The sequence below is a fragment of the Methylobacterium sp. CB376 genome, from assembly GCF_029714205.1.
In the GTDB taxonomy this organism is placed as follows: domain Bacteria; phylum Pseudomonadota; class Alphaproteobacteria; order Rhizobiales; family Beijerinckiaceae; genus Methylobacterium.
On record NZ_CP121648.1, the window covers coordinates 4,175,361 to 4,195,597 of the forward strand.

Sequence of the window (20,237 nt, forward strand, 5' to 3'; positions counted from 1 at the left end):
GGCGATGCAGCTCACGCTCTGGACCTACGAGGGGCCTCCCCATATCGGCGCGATGCGGGTCGCGGCGGCGATGAACGGCCTGCACTACGTGCTGCACGCGCCGCAGGGCGACACCTACGCCGACCTGCTCTTCACGATGATCGAGCGGCGGGATTCCCGCCCGCCGGTGACCTACACGACCTTCCAGGCCCGCGACCTCGGCGCCGACACGGCCGAGCTGTTCAAGCGGGCCGCCGCCGAGGCCTACGCGCGCTTCCGCCCGCAGGCGATGATCGTGGGCGCCTCCTGCACGGCCGAATTGCTGCAGGACGACCCGGCCGGCCTCGCCCGGGCGCTCGGCCTGCCGATCCCGGTGATCCCGCTCGACCTCCCGGCCTACCAGCGCAAGGAGAATTGGGGGGCCTCCGAGACCTTCTACCGCCTGGTCCGGGCGCTCGCGGGGCCGCCGGCCGCGCGCCCGGCGCGCGCGGTGCGCAGCTGCAACATCCTGGGCCCGACCGCCCTCGGCTTCCGCAACCGGGACGACCTGCGCGAGGTGCGCCAGCTCCTCGACCGGCTCGGGATCCCGGTCAACGTGGTGGCGCCGCTGGGCGCCTCGCCCGCCGACCTCGCCCGCCTCGGCGAGGCCGATTTCAACGTCGTCCTCTACCCGGAGGTGGCGCGCGCCGCCGCGCAGTTCCTGGAGCGGACGCACCGCCAGCCCTTCGTCGAGATCGCGCCGATCGGGGTGCGGGCGACGCGCGCCTTCGTGGAGGCGGTGGCGGCCCGGGCCGGCGTCGATCCGGCCCCGGTCCTCGCCGACGAGGGCTCGCGCCTGCCCTGGTACGCGCGCTCGGTCGATTCGACCTACCTGACGGGCAAGCGCGTCTTCGTGTTCGGCGACGCGACCCACGCGGTCGCCGCCGCCCGGGTCGCCACGGCGGAACTCGGCTTCGCGCTCGTCGGCCTCGGCACTTACGCGCGCGAATTCGCCCGCGAGGTCCGGGAGGAGGCCGAGGCGCACGGCCTCACCGCCCTCGTCAGCGACGATTACCTCGCCGTCGAGGAGGCGATCGCGGCGGCGCAGCCGGAACTGGTGCTCGGCACCCAGATGGAGCGCCACATCGCCAAGCGCCTCGGCATTCCCTGCGCGGTGATCTCGGCCCCGATGCATGTCCAGGACGTGCCGGCCCGCCACGCGCCCCAGATGGGATTCGAGGGCGCCAACGTCCTCTTCGACACGCTCGTGCACCCCCTGATGATGGGGCTGGAGGAGCACCTGCTCGCCATGTTCCGGGACGACCCGGAATTCCACGACGGCGTCGCCCCCTCGCATCTCGGCGGGACGGCGCGGGACCTGCCCGCCGCCGCGCCGCAGCCCGCCGCCCTCGTCTGGGCCATCGAGGCCGAGCGCGAACTCAAGAAGGTGCCGTTCTTCGTGCGGGGCAAGGCCCGCAGCAACACCGAGCGCTTCGCCCGCGAGCGCTCGCTCCCGCTCATCACCGTCGAGACCCTGTACGATGCAAAAGCGCATTTCAGCCGCTGAGCCGGCGGACGCGCTGCCGGAGCTGCGCGTCGTCATCGTCACCCTCGATAACCACCTCGCCGGGGCGGTGGACCGGGCGCGCCAGAGCCTCGCCCGCAGCGAGCCGCGCCTCGTGCTGAGCTTCCACGCCGCGGCCGAGTGGGATTCCGACCCGGCCGCCCTCGACACCTGCCGGGCCGAGATCGCCCGGGCCGACATCGTGCTCTCGGCCATGCTGTTCATGGACGAGCACGTGCGGGCGGTGCTGCCGGCCCTGCTGGCGCGGCGCCCGCATTGCGACGCGATGGTGGGCTGCCTCTCCGCCGCCGAGGTGGTGCGCACGACCCGGATCGGCCGCTTCGCCATGGACGGCTCGCAGAACGGGGCGCTCGCCTTCCTCAAGCGCCTGCGCGGGCGCCAGGGCGGGCAGGGCGGCGGCGCCCGCCAGATGGCGCTGATCCGCCAGATCCCCCGCATCCTGCGCTTCATCCCGGGCTCGGCCCAGGACGTGCGGGCCTATTTCCTGACGCTGCAATACTGGCTCGCCGGCTCGGACGAGAACGTCGTCAACCTCGTGCGCTTCCTCGTGTCGCGCTACGCGGCCGGGCCGCGGGCCGGCTGGCGCCAGCGCCTGACCGCCGAGGAGCCGCTCGCCTATCCGGAGACCGGCCTCTACCACCCGCGCATGGCCGGCCGCATCGGCGAGCGCCCCGAGCGCCTGCCGGTCCCGGCCGGGAGCCACGGCCGGGTCGGCCTCCTGCTGATGCGCTCCTACGTGCTGGCCGGCAACACGGCGCATTACGACGGGGTCATCGCCGCCCTCGAGGCCCGCGGCCTCGCCGTCGTGCCGGCCTTCGCCAGCGGCCTCGACAACCGCCCGGCGATCGAGCGCTTCTTCCTGCGCGACGGGCGCCCCCGCGTCGACGCCCTGGTCTCGCTCACCGGCTTCTCCCTCGTCGGCGGCCCCGCCTACAACGACGCGGCCGCGGCCGAGGCGGTGCTGCGCCGCCTCGACGTGCCCTACCTCGCCGCCCACGCGGTCGAGTTCCAGACGCTGGAGCAGTGGGACGCCTCCGACCGCGGCCTCTCGCCGGTCGAGGCCACCATGATGGTGGCGATCCCGGAACTCGACGGGGCGACCGCCCCGATGGTGTTCGGCGGGCGCTCCGGCCGCCCGGCCGCGGGGCCCGCCCCTTCCGCCCATCCCCGCGACATGGCCGTGCAGATCGAGCGCGCCGACCGCCTCGCCGCGCGGGTCGCCCGCCTCGTCGCCCTGCGCCGCCGGCCGCGGGCCGAGCGCCGCCTCGCCGTCGTGCTGTTCAACTTCCCGCCCAATGCCGGGGCGACCGGCACCGCGGCCTTCCTGTCGGTCTGGGAATCGCTCTGGCGCGTGCTCGCGGCCCTGGCGCGGGACGGCTACCGCGTCGAGGTTCCGGAGAGCGCCGAGGCCCTGCGCCGCCGCGTCCTGGAGGGCAATTCCGCCCGCTACGGCACCCCGGCCAACGTCGCCCACCGCATCCCCGCCGACGAGCACGTGCGCCGCGAGCGCCACCTCGCCGAGATCGAGGCGCAGTGGGGCCCGGCGCCCGGGCGCCACCAGAGCGACGGCGCGGCGCTCCTGGTGCTCGGCGCCGCCTTCGGCAACGTCTTCGTCGGGATCCAGCCCGCCTTCGGCTACGAGGGCGACCCGATGCGGCTGCTCTTCGAGCGCGGCTTCGCGCCGACCCACGCCTTCTCGGCCTTCTACCGCTACCTGCGCGAGGATCTCGGCGCCGACGCGATCCTGCATTTCGGCACCCACGGGGCGCTCGAATTCATGCCCGGCAAGCAGGCCGGGCTCTCGGCCGCCTGCTGGCCCGAGCGGCTGATCGGCGAGGTGCCCAACCTCTACCTCTACGCGGCCAACAACCCCTCGGAGGGGACGCTCGCCAAGCGCCGGGCGGCCGCGACCCTGGTGAGCTACCTGACGCCGAGCCTCGCCCAGGCCGGCCTCTATCGCGGCCTCCTCGACCTGCGGGCCTCGCTCGAGCGCTGGCGGGCCCTGCCGCCGGAGGACGCCGCGGAGCGCGCCGCGCTCGCGGAGATGATCCGGTCCCAGGCCGAGGCCCTCGACCTCGCCGCGGCCGGCGACCCCTGGGCCGAGGAGGCCGGCGGCCGCATCGCCGACCTGACCCTGCGCCTCGTCGAACTGGAGCACACGCTGATCCCGCACGGGCTCCACGTGGTCGGGGAGGGGACGCGGCCGCAGGAGCGGGTCGACCTCCTGCTCGCCCTCGCGGACTCGGTCCACGGCCTCGCGCCCGCCCGCGCGGCGATCGAGGCGCTGGTCGCGGGCGCCTCGCCCGACCAGGCCCTCGCCGCCTCCGGCCTCCCGGCCGACGAGGCCGCCCGGGCCGCCTTCCGGGCGCTCGCCGAGACCGACCGGCTGCTCGCCGAGGACCACGAGGTCCCGGCCCTGCTGCGGGCCCTCGACGGCCGCTTCGTGCCCCCGGTGGCCGGGGGCGACGTGCTGCGCACGCCCGCGATCCTGCCGACCGGGCGCAACCTGCACGGCTTCGACCCCTACCGGATCCCGAGCGCCTTCGCGCTCGCCGACGGCCGCGCCCAGGTCGAGCGGCTGCTCGCCCGCCACGCGGCGGACGGGGGCCGGCTGCCGGAGAGCATCGCGATCGTGCTCTGGGGCAGCGACAACCTGAAGACCGAGGGCGGCCCGATCGCGCAGGCCCTCGCGCTGATGGGGGCGGCGCCGCGCTTCGACGGCTACGGCCGGCTCTGCGGCGCGACGCTGATCCCGCTCGCGGAACTCGGCCGCCCGCGCATCGACGTGGTGGCGACGCTCTCCGGCATCTTCCGCGACCTGCTGCCGCTGCAGACCCGGCTCCTCGCCGAGGCGGCCTTCCTGGCGGCCTCGGCCGACGAGCCCGAGGCGATGAACTACGTGCGCAAGCACGCGCTGGCCCACCAGGCGGCCCAGGGGATCGACCTGGAGACGGCGGCCCTGCGGGTGTTCAGCAATGCCGAGGGCGCCTACGGGGCCAACGTCAACTTCCTCGTCGATAGCGGGCGCTGGGAGGACGACACCGAGCTCTGCGAGACCTTCTCGCGCCGCAAGAGCTTCGCGTATGGCCGCGACGGCAGGCCCGCGCCGCAGCGGGCGCTGATGCAGGCGGTGCTCGGCACGGTCGAGGTCGCCTACCAGAACCTCGATTCCGTCGAGGTCGGCGTCACCAGCGTCGACCACTACTTCGACGGGCTCGGCGGCATGGCCCGCGCGGTGAGCAAGGCCCGCGGCGCGGCGGTGCCGGTCTACATCTCCGACCAGACGCGGGGCGAGGGCAAGGTCCGCTCCCTGTCCGAGCAGGTCGCGCTCGAAACCCGCACCCGCATGCTCAACCCGAAATGGGTCGAGGGCATGCTCGGCCACGGCTACGAGGGCGTGCGCCAGATCGACCAGCACCTCACCAACACGGTGGGCTGGTCGGCGACCACCGACCAGGTCGCGCCCTGGATCTACCAGCGCCTCACCGAGACCTACGTGCTCGACGAGGCCATGCGCGAGCGCATGGCGGCGCTCAACCCCGCCGCCTCCGCCAAGGTCGCCCACCGCCTGATCGAGGCGCATCGGCGCGGCTTCTGGACACCCGACCCCGAGACGCGGGCCGCCCTCGACCGGGCCGAGGAGGCCCTGGAGGACCGGCTCGAAGGCATCACCGCGGAGGCCGCCGCATGAACATCGCGATCCGAAATCCCGTGGCGACGCGCCCGGCCGAGCGGCGGGAGGAAGGCAGCCTCCAGGTCGCCCTCGACCCGGACCTGCGCATCGACACCGCCAAGGTCTTCGCCGTCTACGGCAAGGGCGGGATCGGCAAGAGCACCACCTCCTCGAACCTCTCGGTCGCCTTCTCGAAGCTCGGGAAGCGGGTGCTGCAGATCGGCTGCGATCCCAAGCACGATTCGACCTTCACGCTGACGAAGCGCCTCGCCCCGACGGTGATCGATGCCCTGGAGGCGGTGAAGTTCCACGCCGAGGAACTGCGCGTCGAGGATTTCGTGGTCGAGGGCTACAACGGCGTGATGTGCGTCGAGGCCGGGGGACCGCCCGCCGGCACCGGCTGCGGCGGCTACGTCGTCGGCCAGACCGTGAAGCTGCTCAAGGAGCACCACCTCCTGGAGGAGACCGACGTCGTCGTCTTCGACGTGCTGGGCGACGTGGTCTGCGGCGGCTTCGCCTCGCCGCTCCAGCACGCGGACCGGGCGCTCATCGTCACCGCGAACGACTTCGACTCGATCTTCGCGATGAACCGCATCGTCGCGGCGATCCACGCCAAGGCCAAGAATTACGGGGTGCGGCTCGGCGGGGTGATCGCCAACCGCTCGGCGGCGACGGACGAGATCGACCGCTTCAACGCCGCGGTGGGCCTGCGGCGCCTCGCGCATTTCCAGGACCTCGACGTGGTGCGCCGCTCGCGCCTGCGCAAGGCGACCCTGTTCGAGATGGAATCCTCGCCGGAGCTCGACGCCGTGCTGGCCGAGTACCTCGCCCTGGCGGAGGCGCTCTGGGCCGGCGTCGAGCCCCTGGAGGCTGAGCCGATGCGCGACCGCGACCTGTTCGAGTTCCTCGGCTTCGATTGAGGGGGCGGGCGATGGGCATCGCGGCATCGCAGATCCGGGGAGACCGTCCCGCCCGCTTCCGGGACGGGCGCGGTGCGGCATCGCCAACGCGCGGAGGAACGACGCCGTGACCAGCCCCAGCTACGCCGCCCGCCGCTCGCAGCTCGAAACCTACTTCGACCGCACCGCGGTCGACGCCTGGGCGCGGCTCACCTCCGACGCGCCGGTGAGCCGCATCCGCGCCACCGTGCGGGCCGGCCGCGACGCCATGCGGGCCGAGCTGCTCTCCTGGCTGCCGCGGGACCTCTCCGGGTGCCGCCTGCTCGACGCCGGCTGCGGCACCGGCGCGCTCGCCGTCGAGGCGGCGCGGCGCGGCGCCGCCGTGGTCGCGGTCGACGTCTCGCCGACCCTGATCGGGCTCGCCCGCGAGCGCACCGCCGGCCTCGCCCTGCCGGGCCGCCTCGACTTCCGGGTCGGCGACATGCTGGACGACGGGCTCGGCCGCTTCGACCACGTCGTGGCGATGGATTCGCTGATCCACTACCCGGCCGCCGACATCCTGCGCGCCCTCGCGGTGCTCGCCCGCCGCACCGAGGCCTCGCTCCTGGTCACGGTCGCGCCCCGCACCGCGCTGCTCACGCTGATGCACGCGGCCGGGCGCCTGTTTCCCCGCGGCGACCGCGCCCCCGCGATCGTCCCGGTGAGCGAGGCGGCGCTGCGCCGCCGCATCGCCCGCGAGGCCGCCCTCGACGCCTTCGCGGTCCGCCGCTCCCGGCGGATCACCAGCGGCTTCTACCTCTCGAACGCCCTGGAGCTCGCGCGGCCATGAGGGCGACCGGCTCCCTCCTGCGGGTGCTGGCGAAGGCCGGGCCCCGCCTGCTCCCCTTCGCGGATGCGGCCACGGCGGAGCTGCCGCTCGGGCGGCTGCTGCGCCTGTCCCTGTTCCAGGTGACGGTCGGGATGGCCGCGGTGCTGCTCATCGGCACCCTCAACCGGGTGATGATCGTCGAACTCGCCGTGCCGGCCTGGATCGTCGCCGTGATGCTGTCCCTGCCGCTGCTGGCCGCCCCGTTCCGGGCCGTGGTCGGCTTCCGCTCGGACCGCCACCGCTCGGTGCTCGGCTGGCGGCGGGTGCCCTACCTCTGGTTCGGCACGCTGCTGCAATTCGGCGGCCTCTCGATCATGCCCTTCGCGCTCCTGATCCTGTCGGGGGACACGACGGGGCCGGTGGCGGTCGGGCAGGGCGCGGCGGCGCTCGCCTTCGTGCTCGTCGGGGCCGGGCTGCACACCACCCAGACGGTCGGCCTCGCGCTCGCCACCGACCTCGCCCCCGCCGAGGCGCGGCCGAAGGTGGTGGCGCTGCTCTGCGCCATGCTGCTCGCCGGCATGATGGCGAGCGCCGTGGTGTTCGGGATCGCCCTCGCGCATTTCTCGGCGATCCGGCTGATCCAGGTCGTGCAGGGGGCCGCCCTCGCGACCCTGATCCTCAACGGCATCGCCCTGTGGAAGCAGGAGGCGCGCGACCCCTCGCGCACGGGCGGCCCGTCCCAGGGCTTCCGTGCGGCCTGGGCGGCCTACGCGACGCAGCCGCGCGCCCGCCGCCGCCTCCTCGCCACCGGTCTCGGCACGGTCGGCTTCAGCATGCAGGACATCCTGCTCGAACCCTACGGCGGCGAGATCCTGCGCCTGCCGGTCGCCGCCACCACCGCGCTCACCGCGGTGCTGGCGGTCGGGGGCGGGGCCGGCCTCGTCACCGCGGCGCGCTGGCTCAACCGCGGCGGCGACCCGTTCCGGGTCGCGGCGGCGGGCGCCGTCGTCGGCATCGCGGCCTTCTCGGCGGTGATCTTCGCCGCCCCGCTCGGCTCGGGCGCGCTGTTCGGGCTCGGCGTGGCGCTGATCGGGGTCGGCGGCGGCCTCTTCGCCCACGGCACCCTCACCGCCTCGATGGCGGGGGCCGCGCCCGACGAGGCCGGCCTCGCGCTCGGGGCCTGGGGCGCCGTGCAGGCGAGCGCCGCGGGCCTCGCCATCGCGGCGAGCGGGCTCCTGCGCGACGCCGGCTCGGCGCTCGCCGTGGCCGGGCGCCTCGGCGAGGCCCTGACCGACGCCTCCACCGGCTACCTCGTCGTCTACCACGTCGAGATCGCCTTCCTGTTCGCGACGCTCGTCGCCATCGGGCCGCTCACCCGCGCGCCCGCGCGTCCGCGCGCCGGAGCGCCGCTCCCCGCGTCCCGTCCCGTCCGCCCGGCCCTGTCTTGAGGGAGGCCACGATGCCCAAGGGTGCCATCACCGGTTACATCGACGTCGCGCAAGTCGTGCTCTACGCGTTCTGGCTGTTCTTCGCCGGCCTCGTCTTCTACCTGCGCCGGGAGGATCGCCGCGAGGGCTATCCCCTCGAATCCGAGACGCGGGGCGGGCTGATGGGCTGGGACTGGCTGTTCCTGCCCACCCCCAAGGCCTTCGTGCTCGCGGACGGCAAGACCATCCTGGTGCCCCGGCCGGAGGAGGGGCCGAGCGGCCCGCTCGCGGCGGTCAAGCGCGAGATCTGGCCCGGCGCGCCCCTGGAGCCGACCAACGCGACGGACGGGGTCCTCGGCGACGGCGTCGGCCCGGGCTCCTACGCGCAGCGCACCGACACGCCCGACCAGACCTGGGAGGGCCACCATCGCATCGTGCCGATGCGCGTCGCCACCGAGTTCACCGTGGCCGCGCGCGACTACGACCCCCGCGGCATGCGGGTGGTCGGGGCCGACCGGGCCGTGGCCGGCACCGTCAAGGACATCTGGGTCGACCGCGGCGAGTCGCTGCCCCGCTACTACGAGGTCGACCTCGCGGAGGCGCCGGGGCGCTCGGTGCTGCTCCCGGTCGTCTTCGCGGACGTGCAGGGCGCCAAGGGCACCGTCGTGGTGGAGGCGCTGCTCGCCCGGCAATTCGCCGACGTGCCGCCGCGGCGCGAGGTCGACAGCGTCACCATCCGGGAGGAGGACCGCATCATGGCCTTCTACGGCGCCGGCACCCTCTACGCGACCCTCGGACGCCAGGAGCCTCTGCTGTGAGTGCCTCTGCTGTGAGCGCCCCTGCTGCGAGTGCCCCTGCTGCGAGCACCCCCGTTGCGAGCGCGGAGGCGATCCCGGGCGGCCTGCCCGCGCCCCTGCCGCCCGGCGAGCGCCTGCTCTGGCAGGGCCGCCCGGCCCTCCTCGGCCTCGCCCGCCGCGCCTTCCACGCCGACCTCGTGGCGGCCTATTTCGGGCTGCTCGCCGGCTGGCAGGCGCTGGCCTCGGGCAGCCCCGCCTCGGCCCTGCCGGTCCTCGGCGCCGGGGCGGCGGCCCTGGCGATCCTCGGCGGCCTCGCCCTCGCGGCGCGCGCCACCACGACCTACAGCCTGACCGACCGGCGCCTGATCCTGCGCATCGGCATCGCCTTGCCGATGACCGTCAACCTGCCGCTGCGGGAGATCGAGGCGGCCGCCCTGCGCCGCTTCGCGGACGGGACCGGCGACCTGCCGCTGCGGCTGAAGGCGGGCACGCGCCTCGCCTATCTCCACCTGTGGCCGCACGTGCGGCCCTGGCGGCTCGCCGCCCCGGAGCCGATGCTGCGGGCCCTGCCCGGGGCGGACGAGGTCGCCGCGCGCCTCGGGGCGGCCCTCGCCGCCGCGCACGGGCAGGCCGCGCCGGCCTGGCAGCCGGCGCAGGCCGCCCGCACCTCGGCGCCCGGCCGCTTGGCCGCGGCGGGCCCCTGAGGAGGCGGCCATGGCCCATCACACCATCCAGGTCCCGCGCATCCAGGTCCGCCGGGCGATCCTGCTCGTCGGCTTCACGATCGGCGCCGTCGCGCTCGGCCGCTTCGGCGATGTCGGCACCACCCGCATGCCGCCGGCGCGGCCCGTCCAGGTGCTCGACCTGCGGATCGAGGACCGCGCCGGCGGCGCCGTCGCCCTCGCGGATGCGCGGGACGGCCACCTCGTCGCCACGGTGCAGCCCGGCGAGGACGGGTTTCTGCGCGCGACCCTGCGGGTGATGGCCCAGGCGCGGCTGCGGGAGGGGCTCTCCCGCGACCCGCCCTTCCGGCTCACCCGCTGGGACAACGGCACGCTCTCGCTCGACGACCTCGCGTCGGGCCGGCGCATCAACCTCGAAGCCTTCGGGGCCACCAACGCGGCCGCCTTCGCGCGGCTGCTCGAACAGGGGAGGGGCGCAACATGATCCCGTGGTTGACGACCAAGCGCCGCATCGAGGTGCCCTGCACGGTGGAGATCGAGCAGACGCCCGAATCCCTCCACGCGCACGTCACCCTGGAGGGCGGGCTCGCCATCGAGCCCGGCGACGAGGTCACGGTGCACGACGCGCCGACCTCGGTGCCCTACGGCACCCGCCTCACCGTGCGGCGGCGGGCCACCGTGCTGCGGGCGAGCGCGCTCGAGCGCGCCTGGACCCGCCTCGCGGGCCATTTCGAACTCACGGAACTCTACGAAGTCAGCTTCACGGAAAGGACGACGCTATGACCGCGACGGCTCTCCCGGCCCAGAACGAGAGCACCCGCGCCGCCCAGGCGACGACGTTCCTGAGCCCGCGCTTCTACACCACCGACTTCGCGGAGCTCGACCGCACCGACGTCGAGCCGGTCCGCGCCGAGTGGGACGTGCTCATCGCCGAGATGCGCGCCGACCCGAACCGGCGCCACTTCGTGCGCAACACCGAGTTCGACCTCGACCTGTCCGGCCTCGATCCGGAGCTGCGCAAGGAATTCCTCGATTTCCTGGTCTCCTCGATCACGGCCGAGTTCTCGGGCTGCGTGCTCTACGCCGAGATGCGCAAGCGCGCCAAGAACAAGGACATCCGCGAGCTCTTCGCCTTCATGAGCCGCGACGAGGCCCGCCACGCCGGCTTCATCAACGACACGCTGAAGGATTTCGGCGTCGGGGTCGACCTCGGCTTCCTCACCCGGGCCAAGAAATACACCTATTTCCGGCCGAAATTCATCTTCTACGCGACCTACCTCTCCGAGAAGATCGGCTACGCCCGCTACATCACGATCTTCCGGCACCTCGAGCGCCATCCCGAGAACCGCTTCCACCCGATCTTCAAGTGGTTCGAGAAGTGGTGCAACGACGAGTTCCGCCACGGAGAGGCCTTCGCGCTGCTCATGCGCGCCAACCCGAAGCTGCTCTCGGGCCTCAACGCCTACTGGATCAAGTTCTTCGTGCTCGCCGTGTTCGCCACGATGTACGTGCGCGACCATTGCCGGCCGGCCTTCCACGGGGCGCTCGGGGTCGATCCGACCGATTACGACTTCGCCGTGTTCCGGGTCACCTCCGAGATCTCGCGGCAGGTCTTCCCGCTGACCCTCGACCTCGACAACCCGGCCTTCAAGGCGGGGCTCGACCGGCTGCTCGCCTGCGCCCGCGGCATCGAGGCCGCCAAGGCGCAGGGGGGCCTCGCCGGGCGCCTGCGCCGGGCCGGTCACGCGGCCCGGGCCGCCCTCACCTTCGGACGGCTGCTGCTGCTGCCCTCCAAGCCCAACCCGATGCCCGAGCAGATCCGCCTCAGCCCCGCCTGGTAGACGCATGTCCGCCTACGCCTCGCCGATCCTCTTCGCCGTGCTGATGTGGTGGTTCCTCACCGGAGCGATCCTCTGGTTGAACCACCGCCCCCGGCACACTCATGCCTGGAGTTTCGGGGCGATGAGCCTCGCGCTCCTCCTCGCCCTCTGGGGCATCGCGGCCACCGCGGGGGCCGAGAGCGAGGCCTCGGCCTACGGGGCCTTCTCTGCCGCCCTGGTGGTCTGGGGCTGGCAGGAGATGGCCTTCTACATGGGCTACGTCGCGGGGCCGCGGCGCACGCCCGGCCCGCCCTCGATCCGGGGGCTCGCCCGGTTCGGGGCCGCGGCGGCGACCAACCTCTGGCACGAGGCCGCGATCGTGGCGGGCGCCGCCGCGATCGCCTGGCTGACCGCGGGCGCGCCGAACCGGATCGCCCTCTGGACCTACCTGGTGCTCTGGGGGATGAACCTCAGCGCCCGGCTCAACCTCTTCCTCGGCGTGCGCAACCTGCACGCCGAGTTCCTGCCCGAGCACCTGCGCTACCTCGGCAGCTTCTTCCGCCGCGCGCCGATGAACGCGCTCTTCCCGGTCGCCATGCTGCTGGCGACGGGCTTCCTCCTGGTGCTGCTGCACCCCGCCGTCACCGAGAGCGCCTCGGCCTTCAAGCGCAGCGGCCACACCATGCTGGCGACCCTAATGGCCCTCGCCATCCTGGAGCACGGCTTCCTGATGCTGCCGCTGCCCTCCGCCGCCCTCTGGGCCTGGGGCCTGCCGGCCCGCCGCCCACCCGATCCCGACACCGGCCCCCGCCCGGCCGGCGACATCGCCTGACCCGCGGGCCCGCGACGGCCCGCCCATCACGACAGAGGGGACGCACCATGGACTACGAGTCGTTCTTCGCCGCACAGCTCCAGGGCCTTCACCGCGAGGGACGCTACCGGGTCTTCACCGATCTCGAACGGCAGGCCGGGCGCTTCCCCTACGCCACGCAGCACGGAGCCCACGGCACCCGCGAGGTCACGGTCTGGTGCTCCAACGACTACCTCGGCATGGGCCAGCACCCGGCCGTCGCGGCCGCCATGCACGAGGCGATCGACCGCTGCGGGGCCGGCGCGGGCGGCACCCGCAACATCTCGGGCACGAACCACTACCACGTGCTGCTGGAGCGCGAGCTCGCCGACCTGCACCGCAAGGAGGCGGCCCTGCTCTTCACCTCGGGCTACGTCTCGAACTGGGCCGCCCTCGGCACCCTGGCCTCGCGTCTGCCCGGCTGCGTGGTGTTCTCGGACGAGGGCAACCACGCCTCGATGATCGAGGGGCTGCGGGCGAGCCGGGCCGAGCGCCACATCTTCCGGCACAACGACCCCGCGGATCTCGACCACAAGCTCCGGCTGGTGAACCCGGCCCTGCCCAAGCTCGTGGCCTTCGAGTCGGTCTACTCGATGGACGGCGACGTCGCCCCGATCGCGGAACTCTGCGACGTGGCCGAGGCCCACGGCGCCATGACCTACCTGGACGAGGTGCACGCGGTCGGCCTCTACGGCCCGCGCGGCGGCGGCATCGCCGAGCGCGAGGGGCTGATGGACCGCCTCACCGTGATCGAGGGCACCCTCGGCAAGGCCTTCGCGGTCAGCGGCGGCTACATCGCGGCCTCCGCGGCGCTCTGCGACTTCGTGCGCAGCTTCGCCTCGGGCTTCATCTTCACCACCTCGCTGCCGCCCGCGGTGGCGGCCGGGGCGGCGGCCAGCATCCGCCACCTCAAGGCGAGCGGGGCCGAGCGGGCGCGCCACCAGGACCGGGTCGCGGCGGTGCGGCGGCGGCTCGGCGCCCTCGGCATCCCGGTCATGGCCAACGAGAGCCACATCGTGCCGGTGATGGTGGGCGATCCGGTGCTGTGCAAGCAGATCAGCGACACGCTCCTCGACGAGTTCGCGATCTACGTCCAGCCGATCAACTACCCGACCGTGCCGCGGGGGACGGAGCGCCTGCGCATCACGCCCTCGCCCCTGCACAGCGACGCCGACATCGAGCATCTCGCGGCGGCGCTCGGGGCGATCTGGGCGCGGATCGGGCTCGCCAGGGCGGCGTGACGGGGGCGGCTCCGCCGCGCGCGGAGCCGGCGGCTCAAATCGGACAGGACCGCCCGCCCGGATCCCGGCGGCGGTCCTCCAGGCGAGGGGAAACGTCGTGGCGCTCACCCAATCGGCCCTGTCCCGGCGGGCCCTGAAGCCGGGCCCCGCAGCGTCGCCGGCCCCGGCGGCCGCGGCGCCCGCGCCCCGCCCGCCCTATCCGTTCACGGCCATCGTCGGCCAGGAGGCGATGCGGCGCGCCCTGCTGATCGGGGCCGTCGATCCCTCGGTCGGCGGCGTGCTGGTCTTCGGCGACCGCGGCACCGGCAAGTCCACCGCCGTGCGGGCGCTCGCCGCCCTGCTGCCGCCGATGCGCGCCGTCGCGGGCTGCCCCTACGCCTGCGACCCCGCCGACGAGGCCTTCCTCTGCCCCGCCTGCCGAGCCCGGGCGCCCCAGGGACTTCCGGTGCAGAGCGTGCCGGTGCCGGTGGTCGACCTGCCGCTCGGCGCCACCGAGGACCGGGTCGTCGGCGCCCTCGACATCGGCAAGGCGCTCACGCGCGGCGAGAAGGCCTTCGAGCCGGGGCTGCTCGCCCGCGCCAATCGCGGCTTCCTGTACATCGACGAGGTCAACCTGCTCGAGGATCACCTCGTCGACCTCCTGCTCGACGTGGCGGCCTCGGGCGTCAACACGGTCGAGCGCGAGGGCTTGAGCCTGCGCCACCCGGCGCGCTTCGTCCTCGTCGGCAGCGGCAACCCGGAGGAGGGGGAGCTGCGCCCGCAGCTCCTCGACCGGTTCGGCCTCGCCGTCGCGGTGACGACGCCGGCCGACCTCGCCGCCCGCGTCGCCATCGTGCGCCGCCGCGACGCCTACGAGCGCGACCCGGCGGGGTTCGCGGCCGAGTGGGCCGGCGAGGAGGAGCGCCTCGCCGGCGCGATCCTCGCCGCCCGCGCCCGCCTGCCGCGCGTGGCCGTGCCCGACGAGGTGCTCGAAGCGGCCGCCCGGCTCTGCCTCGCCCTCGGGACCGACGGGTTGCGCGGCGAGCTCACGCTGATGCGCACCGCCCGCGCCCTCGCCAGCCTCGACGGCGACGAGGCGGTCGGGCTCGCCCACCTGCGCGAGGTCGCGCCCGCCGCCCTCGGGCACCGGCTGCGGCGCAACCCCCTCGACGAGGCCGGGGCGGAGGCGCGGGTCGCCCGCGCCGTCGCCGAGGTTCTCGGGTGAGCGCCGCCGCCGAGACCTGGGCCCGGGCCTGCCTGGCGGCGGCCCTGTTCGCGCGCGACCCGGCCGGGCTCGGCGGCGTGCGGCTGCGCGCGCGGCCGGGACCGGTGCGGGAGGCGTGGCTCGCGCGGCTGCGCGCCCTCCTGCCCGCCGGCCGCCCGGTGACGCGGCTGCCGGCCGGCATCGCCGACGACGCCCTCCTCGGCGGCCTCGACCTCGCCGCGACCCTGCGGGCCGGGCGCCCGGTCGTCGAACCCGGCCTGCTCGCCCGCAGCCACGGCGGGGTGGTGGTCGTGCCGATGGCCGAGCGGCTCGACGCGGGGATTGCGGCCCGGCTCGCCCGGGTGCTGGAGACCGGCGCGGTCGATCTCGCGCGCGACGGGGTCGCGGCCCGGCTTCCCGCCGCCTGCGGCCTCGTCCTCCTCGACGAGGGCGACGGGGAGGACGAGGCGGTGCCCTCCGCCCTGCTGGAGCGCGCCGCCTTCCACCTCGACCTCGACGGGCTCACCCTGCGGGACGTCTCCGAGCCCGCCCCGCCGGACAGCGCGCCCGTGTCCGGGGAGACCGCCGCGGCCCCCGTCGAGGCGCGCGCGGCCGAGCGCCTCTGCGCCCTCGCGGCGCAGCTCGGCATCGCCTCCCTGCGAGCGCCGATCCAGGCCCTGCGCGCGGCGCGCCAGAATGCCGGGCGGGAGGGGCGTTCGGCCCTGGCCGAGCCCGACCTCGCCGCCGCGGCCGCCCTCGTCCTCGCGCCGCGCGCGACGCGCTGGCCGGCCGAGGCCGAGGCCGAGCCGCCCCCGCCGGAGGCGCCGCCCGAGGAGGCCGAGGGCGCGTCGGACCCGGGCGGCGGCGAGGCGGCGGAGGATCGCCTGCTCGCCGCGGTGGCGGCCGCCCTGCCGGCGGGCCTCCTCGCCCGGCTGACCGACGCGGGCGCGCCGGGCGCGGCGCCCGGCCGGGCCGGTGGCGAGGCGCGCCAGGCCCGAAGCGGCCGGCCGGTCGGCGCCCGCCCGGGCGATCCGCGCCGCGGGCCCCTCGCCCTCTCCGAGACGCTGCGCGCCGCCGCGCCCTGGCAGCGCCTGCGGCGGGGCGCGGAGGCGGAGCGCCTGCGCCTCGCGCCGGAGGACATCCGCGTCCGGCGCTTCGTGCACCGGGCCGGGACCACCACGATCTTCGCGGTCGACGCCTCGGGCTCGGCGGCCCTGGAGCGCCTCGCCGAGGCCAAGGGCGCGGTCGAATTGCTGCTGGCCGAGTGCTACGTGCGGCGCGATCGGGTCGCCCTGGTGGCCTTCCGCGGTCGGGGGGCGGAGCTGCTCCTGCCTCCGACCCGCGCCCTGGTGCGGGCGAAGCGGGCGCTCGCCGCCCTGCCCGGGGGCGGCGGCACGCCGCTCGCGGCCGGGATCGAGGCGGCCGCGCTCCTCGCCGCTGCGGAGCGGCGGGGCGGGCGCATCCCGGTGGTGCTGCTGCTCACGGACGGCCGCGCGAATATCGGGCGCGGCGGCGCGCCGGGCCGGGCGCAGGCCGCGGCGGACGCGCTCGCTGCCGGGCGGGCCCTGGCGGCGGGCGGCACCCGCGCCCTCGTCATCGACACGGCCGCGCAGCCGCAGGACGGCGCCCGCCGCCTCGCCGAGGCCATGGCGGCGCGCTACCTGCCGATGCCGCGGGCCGATGCCGCGTTGCTGAGCGAGGCCGTGCGCCGCGAGGCGCCGCCGCGCGGGGCCGCGCCGCGCGGGACCGCGCCGCGAGGCTGACCCGGATGCCCATGACCAGCGACAGGCCGGCCTTCGCCCGCGAGGGCCGCGACTGGCCCAACCGCGAGGCGAGCCGCTTCGTCGCCGCCGGCGGGCTGACCTGGCACGTGCAGGAGGCCGGGACGGGGCCGTGCCTGCTGCTGCTCCACGGCACCGGGGCGGCCACCCATTCCTGGCGCGGGCTGCTGCCGCTCCTGGCGCGGCGCTTCCGCGTGGTGGCGCCGGACCTGCCGGGGCACGGCTTCAGCGATCCCCTGCCGATGCCCTCGCTGCCCCGGATGGCGCGCGCCGTGGCGGAGCTCGTCCGCGGCCTCGGGATCGCGCCGCAGGTGGCGGTGGGCCACTCGGCCGGGGCGGCCATCCTGGTGCGGCTCTGCCTCGACGGCGCGCTGGCGCCCCGCCTCCTCGTCGGGCTCAACGCCGCGCTCAAGCCCTTCCCGGGCATGGCGGGCCTCGTCTTCCCCACCATGGCCCGGATGCTGTTCCTCAACCCGGTGGTGCCGCGGGTCTTCGCGTGGTCGGCCGACCGCAAGGCCGTCGCGCGGCTGATCGAGGGCACCGGCTCGACCCTGGACCGCGAGGGGCTCGACCTCTACCGGCGCCTGTTCCAGATGCCGGGCCACGTGGCGGGCGCGCTCGGCATGATGGCCAATTGGGACCTCGTCGGCCTCGACCGCGAATTGCCGCGCCTCGCGGTGCCGCTCCTGCTCCTCGCCGGCGCACAGGACCGCACGATCGCTCCCGACGTGTCCTTCGGGGTGGCCGAGCGCCTGGGCGGCCGGCCGCGGGTGGAGCTGCTGCGCGGCCTCGGCCACCTGATGCACGAGGAGCGGCCCGAGCTGGTGGCCGGATCGATCGAGGAGGCGGCCCGGCGCGAGGGCGTCGAGGCGTGACGCGGGGCGCCCTCGGCAGCGTTCCACCGGGTCCGGCGCCCGGCGCCCGATCCCGCCCTTGCCACCGGCCCCGACCGTGCTACTGTCAACTTATGTTGACACTCGATGTCGCGCCGCCGCGACACACCGCGCGGCCGCGCAAGCCCCATGCAGTGGTGATCGGCAGCGGCTTCGGCGGGCTCGCGGCGGCCGTGCGCCTCGGCGCCCGGGGCTACCGGGTCACCGTCCTGGAGCGGCTCGGCCAGCCGGGCGGGCGCGCCCGCGTGCATCGGCAGGACGGCTTCACCTTCGATGCCGGGCCGACCATCGTCACCGCGCCCTTCCTGTTCGAGGAGCTCTGGGCGCTGTGCGGCCGGCGCCTCGACGAGGACGTCACCCTGGTGCCGATGCGGCCCTTCTACCGCATCCGCTTCCACGACGGCGCCAGCGTCGACGTGAGCGGCGACGAGGCCGCGATGCGCGCGCAGGTGGCCCGCATCGCCCCCGGCGAGGTCGAGGCCTACGGGCGCTTCATGGCGGCCTCGGAGGAGATCTGCCGGGTCGGCTTCGAGCAGCTCGGCCACGTCCCCTTCGGCGAGGCCGGGACCATGCTGCGGGTCGCGCCCGACCTCCTGCGGCTCGGCGGGCACCGCAGCGTCCACGGCCTCGTCTCGCGCTACTTCCGCGACGAGCGCCTGCGCACCGTCTTCAGCTTCCACCCGCTGCTGATCGGCGGCTCCCCCTTCCGGGCGAGCGCGATCTACTGCCTGATCGCCGCCCTCGAGCGGCGCTGGGGGGTGCATTGGGCGATGGGCGGGACCGGCCGCCTCGTCGAGGGGCTGGTGCGGCTGATCGAGGGGCAGGGCGGGCGCCTGCGCTGCCACGCCGAGGTGACGCGCATCCGCGTCGAGGGCGGCGCCGCGACCGGGGTCGACCTCGCCGACGGCACCCGCCTGCCGGCCGACATCGTGGTGTCGAACGCCGATTCGGTCGTCACCGCCCTCGACCTCCTGCCCCCGGAGGCCCGCGGCTGGCGCGAGCGGCGGCTCGCCCGCGCCTCTTCCTCGATGGGCCTGTTCGTCTGGTACTTCGGCACGCGGCGCACCTATCCGGACGTGCCCCACCACACGATCCTGCTCGGGCCGCGCTACCGGGACCTCCTCGCCGACATCTTCCGCCGCAAGGTGCTGGCCGAGGATTTCAGCCTCTACCTGCACCGGCCGACCGCCACCGATCCGGGCCTGGCCCCGCCGGGCTGCGACGCCTTCTACGTGCTCAGCCCGGTGCCGAACCTCGACGGCGGCCAGGACTGGGCGGCCCTCGCCGAACCTTATCGGCAGCGCATCGCCCGCCACCTCGAAGCGACCCTGCTGCCGGGCCTGTCGGAGGCCGTGGTCACCTCCCGGGTGACCACGCCGCGGGAGTTCCGCGACGATTTCCGCGCCTATCGCGGCTCGGCCTTCGGCCTGGAGCCGATCCTCAGCCAGAGCGCCTATTTCCGGCCGCACAACCGCAGCGACCGGGTGCGCCACCTCTACCTCGTCGGCGCCGGCACCCATCCGGGGGCGGGGCTGCCGGGCGTGCTCTCCTCCTCCAGGATCCTCGACCGGGTGGTGCCGGATGCCTCTGTCTTCGCCTGACCGGCCGCGCGCCGGCCCCGCCGACCACGCCGCCTGCCGGGCCGCCATCCGCGGCGGCTCGCGCAGCTTCTACGCCGCCTCCTGGCTGCTGCCGCGGGCCGTGCGCCGGGACGCCTACGGGCTCTACGCCTTCTGCCGCCTCTCGGACGACGCCGTCGACGGGCCGCGGGCGCGGGCGGACGCGGTCGAGCGCCTGCGCCTGCGCCTCGCCGCCGCCTGCGCGGGCCGGCCCTTCGACGATCCGGCCGACCGGGCCCTCGCCGAGGTGCTGGACCGGCACGGCATCCCGCCGGCGCTGCCGGCCGCGCTCCTCGACGGGCTCGCCTGGGACGCGGCGGGCCGGCGCTACCGGGACCTCTCCGACCTCGTCGCCTACGCGTCCCGGGTCGCGGGGGCGGTCGGCGCCATGATGACCCTGGTGATGGGCGAGCGCTCGCCCGAGGCGCTGGCGCGGGCCTGCGACCTCGGCATCGCCATGCAATTCACCAACATCGCCCGCGACGTGGGCGAGGATGCCCGCGCCGGGCGGCTCTACCTGCCGGAGGCGTGGCTGCGCGAGGCCGGCCTCGACCCGGACGCCTTCCTGGCCCGGCCGGCCCCGAGCCCGGCGCTGGCCGCGGTGCTGACCCGGCTCCTGCGCGCCGCCGACCTCCTCTACGCCCGCTCGGAGGCGGGCATCGCCCTCCTGCCCGCGCCCTGCCGCCCGGCCGTGCGGGCGGCGCGGCTGATCTACGCCGAGATCGGCCGCGCCGTCGAACGCAACGGGCACGATTCCGTCACCAGCCGCGCCCGTGTGGCCGGCGCCCGCAAGGGGCGGCTCCTCGCCCGCGCCGCCGCGACGCCGTCGCGGCGGGCCGCCTGCGGCCCGGCCCTCCCCGAGGCGGCCTTCCTGGTCGAGGCGGTCGCGGCGCATCCCTTCGCGCCGCCGCCCCGGGACCCGGCGTGGTGGGATCTCGGCCACAAGGCGGTGCGCCTCCTCGACCTCATCGAGGTGCTGCGCGAGCGCGAGAGCCTCGGCGACGCCGCGCCGTCGTGAGC

The 20,237-nt window shown here is 75.4% G+C and carries 17 protein-coding genes; all 17 read left to right on the plus strand.

Annotation, left to right across the window (positions count from 1 at the left end; genetic code table 11):
- The first annotated feature begins 4 nt into the window (after positions 1–4).
- Positions 5–1,525, plus strand: coding sequence for a ferredoxin:protochlorophyllide reductase (ATP-dependent) subunit B (gene bchB / locus QA634_RS18865; protein ID WP_012333498.1), 1,521 nt, complete (start codon positions 5–7; stop codon positions 1,523–1,525).
- The gene (locus QA634_RS18870) at positions 1,500–5,234 is read left to right on the plus strand and encodes a magnesium chelatase subunit H (RefSeq protein WP_012333499.1); all 3,735 of its coding nucleotides are present in this window, start codon (positions 1,500–1,502) and stop codon (positions 5,232–5,234) included. Before bchB ends, QA634_RS18870 begins: the two co-directional genes overlap by 26 nt.
- The gene (gene bchL, locus QA634_RS18875; RefSeq protein ID WP_012333500.1) at positions 5,231–6,136 is read left to right on the plus strand and encodes a ferredoxin:protochlorophyllide reductase (ATP-dependent) iron-sulfur ATP-binding protein; all 906 of its coding nucleotides are present in this window, start codon (positions 5,231–5,233) and stop codon (positions 6,134–6,136) included. The genes QA634_RS18870 and bchL overlap by 4 nt, the downstream gene beginning before the upstream one ends.
- Positions 6,137–6,242: 106 nt before the next feature.
- Positions 6,243–6,944, plus strand: a complete 702-nt coding sequence (gene bchM / locus QA634_RS18880; protein WP_012333501.1) for a magnesium protoporphyrin IX methyltransferase — start codon at positions 6,243–6,245, stop codon at positions 6,942–6,944.
- Entirely contained in the window at positions 6,941–8,371 is a 1,431-nt protein-coding gene (locus QA634_RS18885) for a BCD family MFS transporter (RefSeq protein ID WP_012333502.1), read from the plus strand. Before bchM ends, QA634_RS18885 begins: the two co-directional genes overlap by 4 nt.
- A gap of 11 nt (positions 8,372–8,382) precedes the next feature.
- Positions 8,383–9,168: a photosynthetic reaction center subunit H gene (gene puhA / locus QA634_RS18890; protein ID WP_012333503.1), complete on the plus strand. Its 786-nt coding sequence runs from the start codon at positions 8,383–8,385 to the stop codon at positions 9,166–9,168.
- 11 nt (positions 9,169–9,179) lie between these two features.
- Positions 9,180–9,851 carry a photosynthetic complex putative assembly protein PuhB gene (gene puhB / locus QA634_RS18895; protein WP_012333504.1) on the plus strand — a complete coding sequence of 224 codons (672 nt, stop codon included), beginning with the start codon at positions 9,180–9,182 and terminating at the stop codon, positions 9,849–9,851.
- Between the two features lie 10 nt (positions 9,852–9,861).
- Complete coding sequence (puhC, locus tag QA634_RS18900) at positions 9,862–10,314, plus strand: photosynthetic complex assembly protein PuhC (RefSeq protein WP_012333505.1); 453 nt, start codon at positions 9,862–9,864, stop codon at positions 10,312–10,314.
- Positions 10,311–10,613, plus strand: a complete 303-nt coding sequence (locus QA634_RS18905) for a hypothetical protein (protein WP_036270252.1) — start codon at positions 10,311–10,313, stop codon at positions 10,611–10,613. The genes puhC and QA634_RS18905 overlap by 4 nt, the downstream gene beginning before the upstream one ends.
- Positions 10,610–11,671 (plus strand): magnesium-protoporphyrin IX monomethyl ester (oxidative) cyclase, encoded by a 1,062-nt coding sequence (gene acsF / locus QA634_RS18910; RefSeq protein ID WP_012333507.1) that lies wholly within the window; start codon positions 10,610–10,612, stop codon positions 11,669–11,671. The genes QA634_RS18905 and acsF overlap by 4 nt, the downstream gene beginning before the upstream one ends.
- Before the next feature lie 4 nt (positions 11,672–11,675).
- A complete protein-coding gene (puhE, locus tag QA634_RS18915) occupies positions 11,676–12,482 on the plus strand; it encodes a putative photosynthetic complex assembly protein PuhE (RefSeq protein ID WP_012333508.1) in 807 nt (268 codons plus the stop codon).
- Positions 12,483–12,529: 47 nt separating this feature from the next.
- Positions 12,530–13,741, plus strand: coding sequence for a 5-aminolevulinate synthase (gene hemA, locus QA634_RS18920; RefSeq protein WP_012333509.1), 1,212 nt, complete (start codon positions 12,530–12,532; stop codon positions 13,739–13,741).
- A 97-nt stretch (positions 13,742–13,838) separates the two neighbouring features.
- Positions 13,839–14,945 (plus strand): magnesium chelatase ATPase subunit I, encoded by a 1,107-nt coding sequence (gene bchI / locus QA634_RS18925; protein ID WP_012333510.1) that lies wholly within the window; start codon positions 13,839–13,841, stop codon positions 14,943–14,945.
- Positions 14,942–16,687, plus strand: a complete 1,746-nt coding sequence (locus tag QA634_RS18930; RefSeq protein ID WP_012333511.1) for a magnesium chelatase subunit D — start codon at positions 14,942–14,944, stop codon at positions 16,685–16,687. Before bchI ends, QA634_RS18930 begins: the two co-directional genes overlap by 4 nt.
- An 11-nt stretch (positions 16,688–16,698) precedes the next feature.
- Positions 16,699–17,580 (plus strand): alpha/beta fold hydrolase BchO, encoded by an 882-nt coding sequence (gene bchO / locus QA634_RS18935; RefSeq protein WP_012333512.1) that lies wholly within the window; start codon positions 16,699–16,701, stop codon positions 17,578–17,580.
- A 92-nt stretch (positions 17,581–17,672) separates the two neighbouring features.
- The gene (locus QA634_RS18940; protein WP_012333513.1) at positions 17,673–19,199 is read left to right on the plus strand and encodes a phytoene desaturase; all 1,527 of its coding nucleotides are present in this window, start codon (positions 17,673–17,675) and stop codon (positions 19,197–19,199) included.
- A complete protein-coding gene (locus tag QA634_RS18945; RefSeq protein WP_012333514.1) occupies positions 19,180–20,235 on the plus strand; it encodes a phytoene/squalene synthase family protein in 1,056 nt (351 codons plus the stop codon). The genes QA634_RS18940 and QA634_RS18945 overlap by 20 nt, the downstream gene beginning before the upstream one ends.
- Positions 20,236–20,237 lie beyond the last annotated feature (2 nt).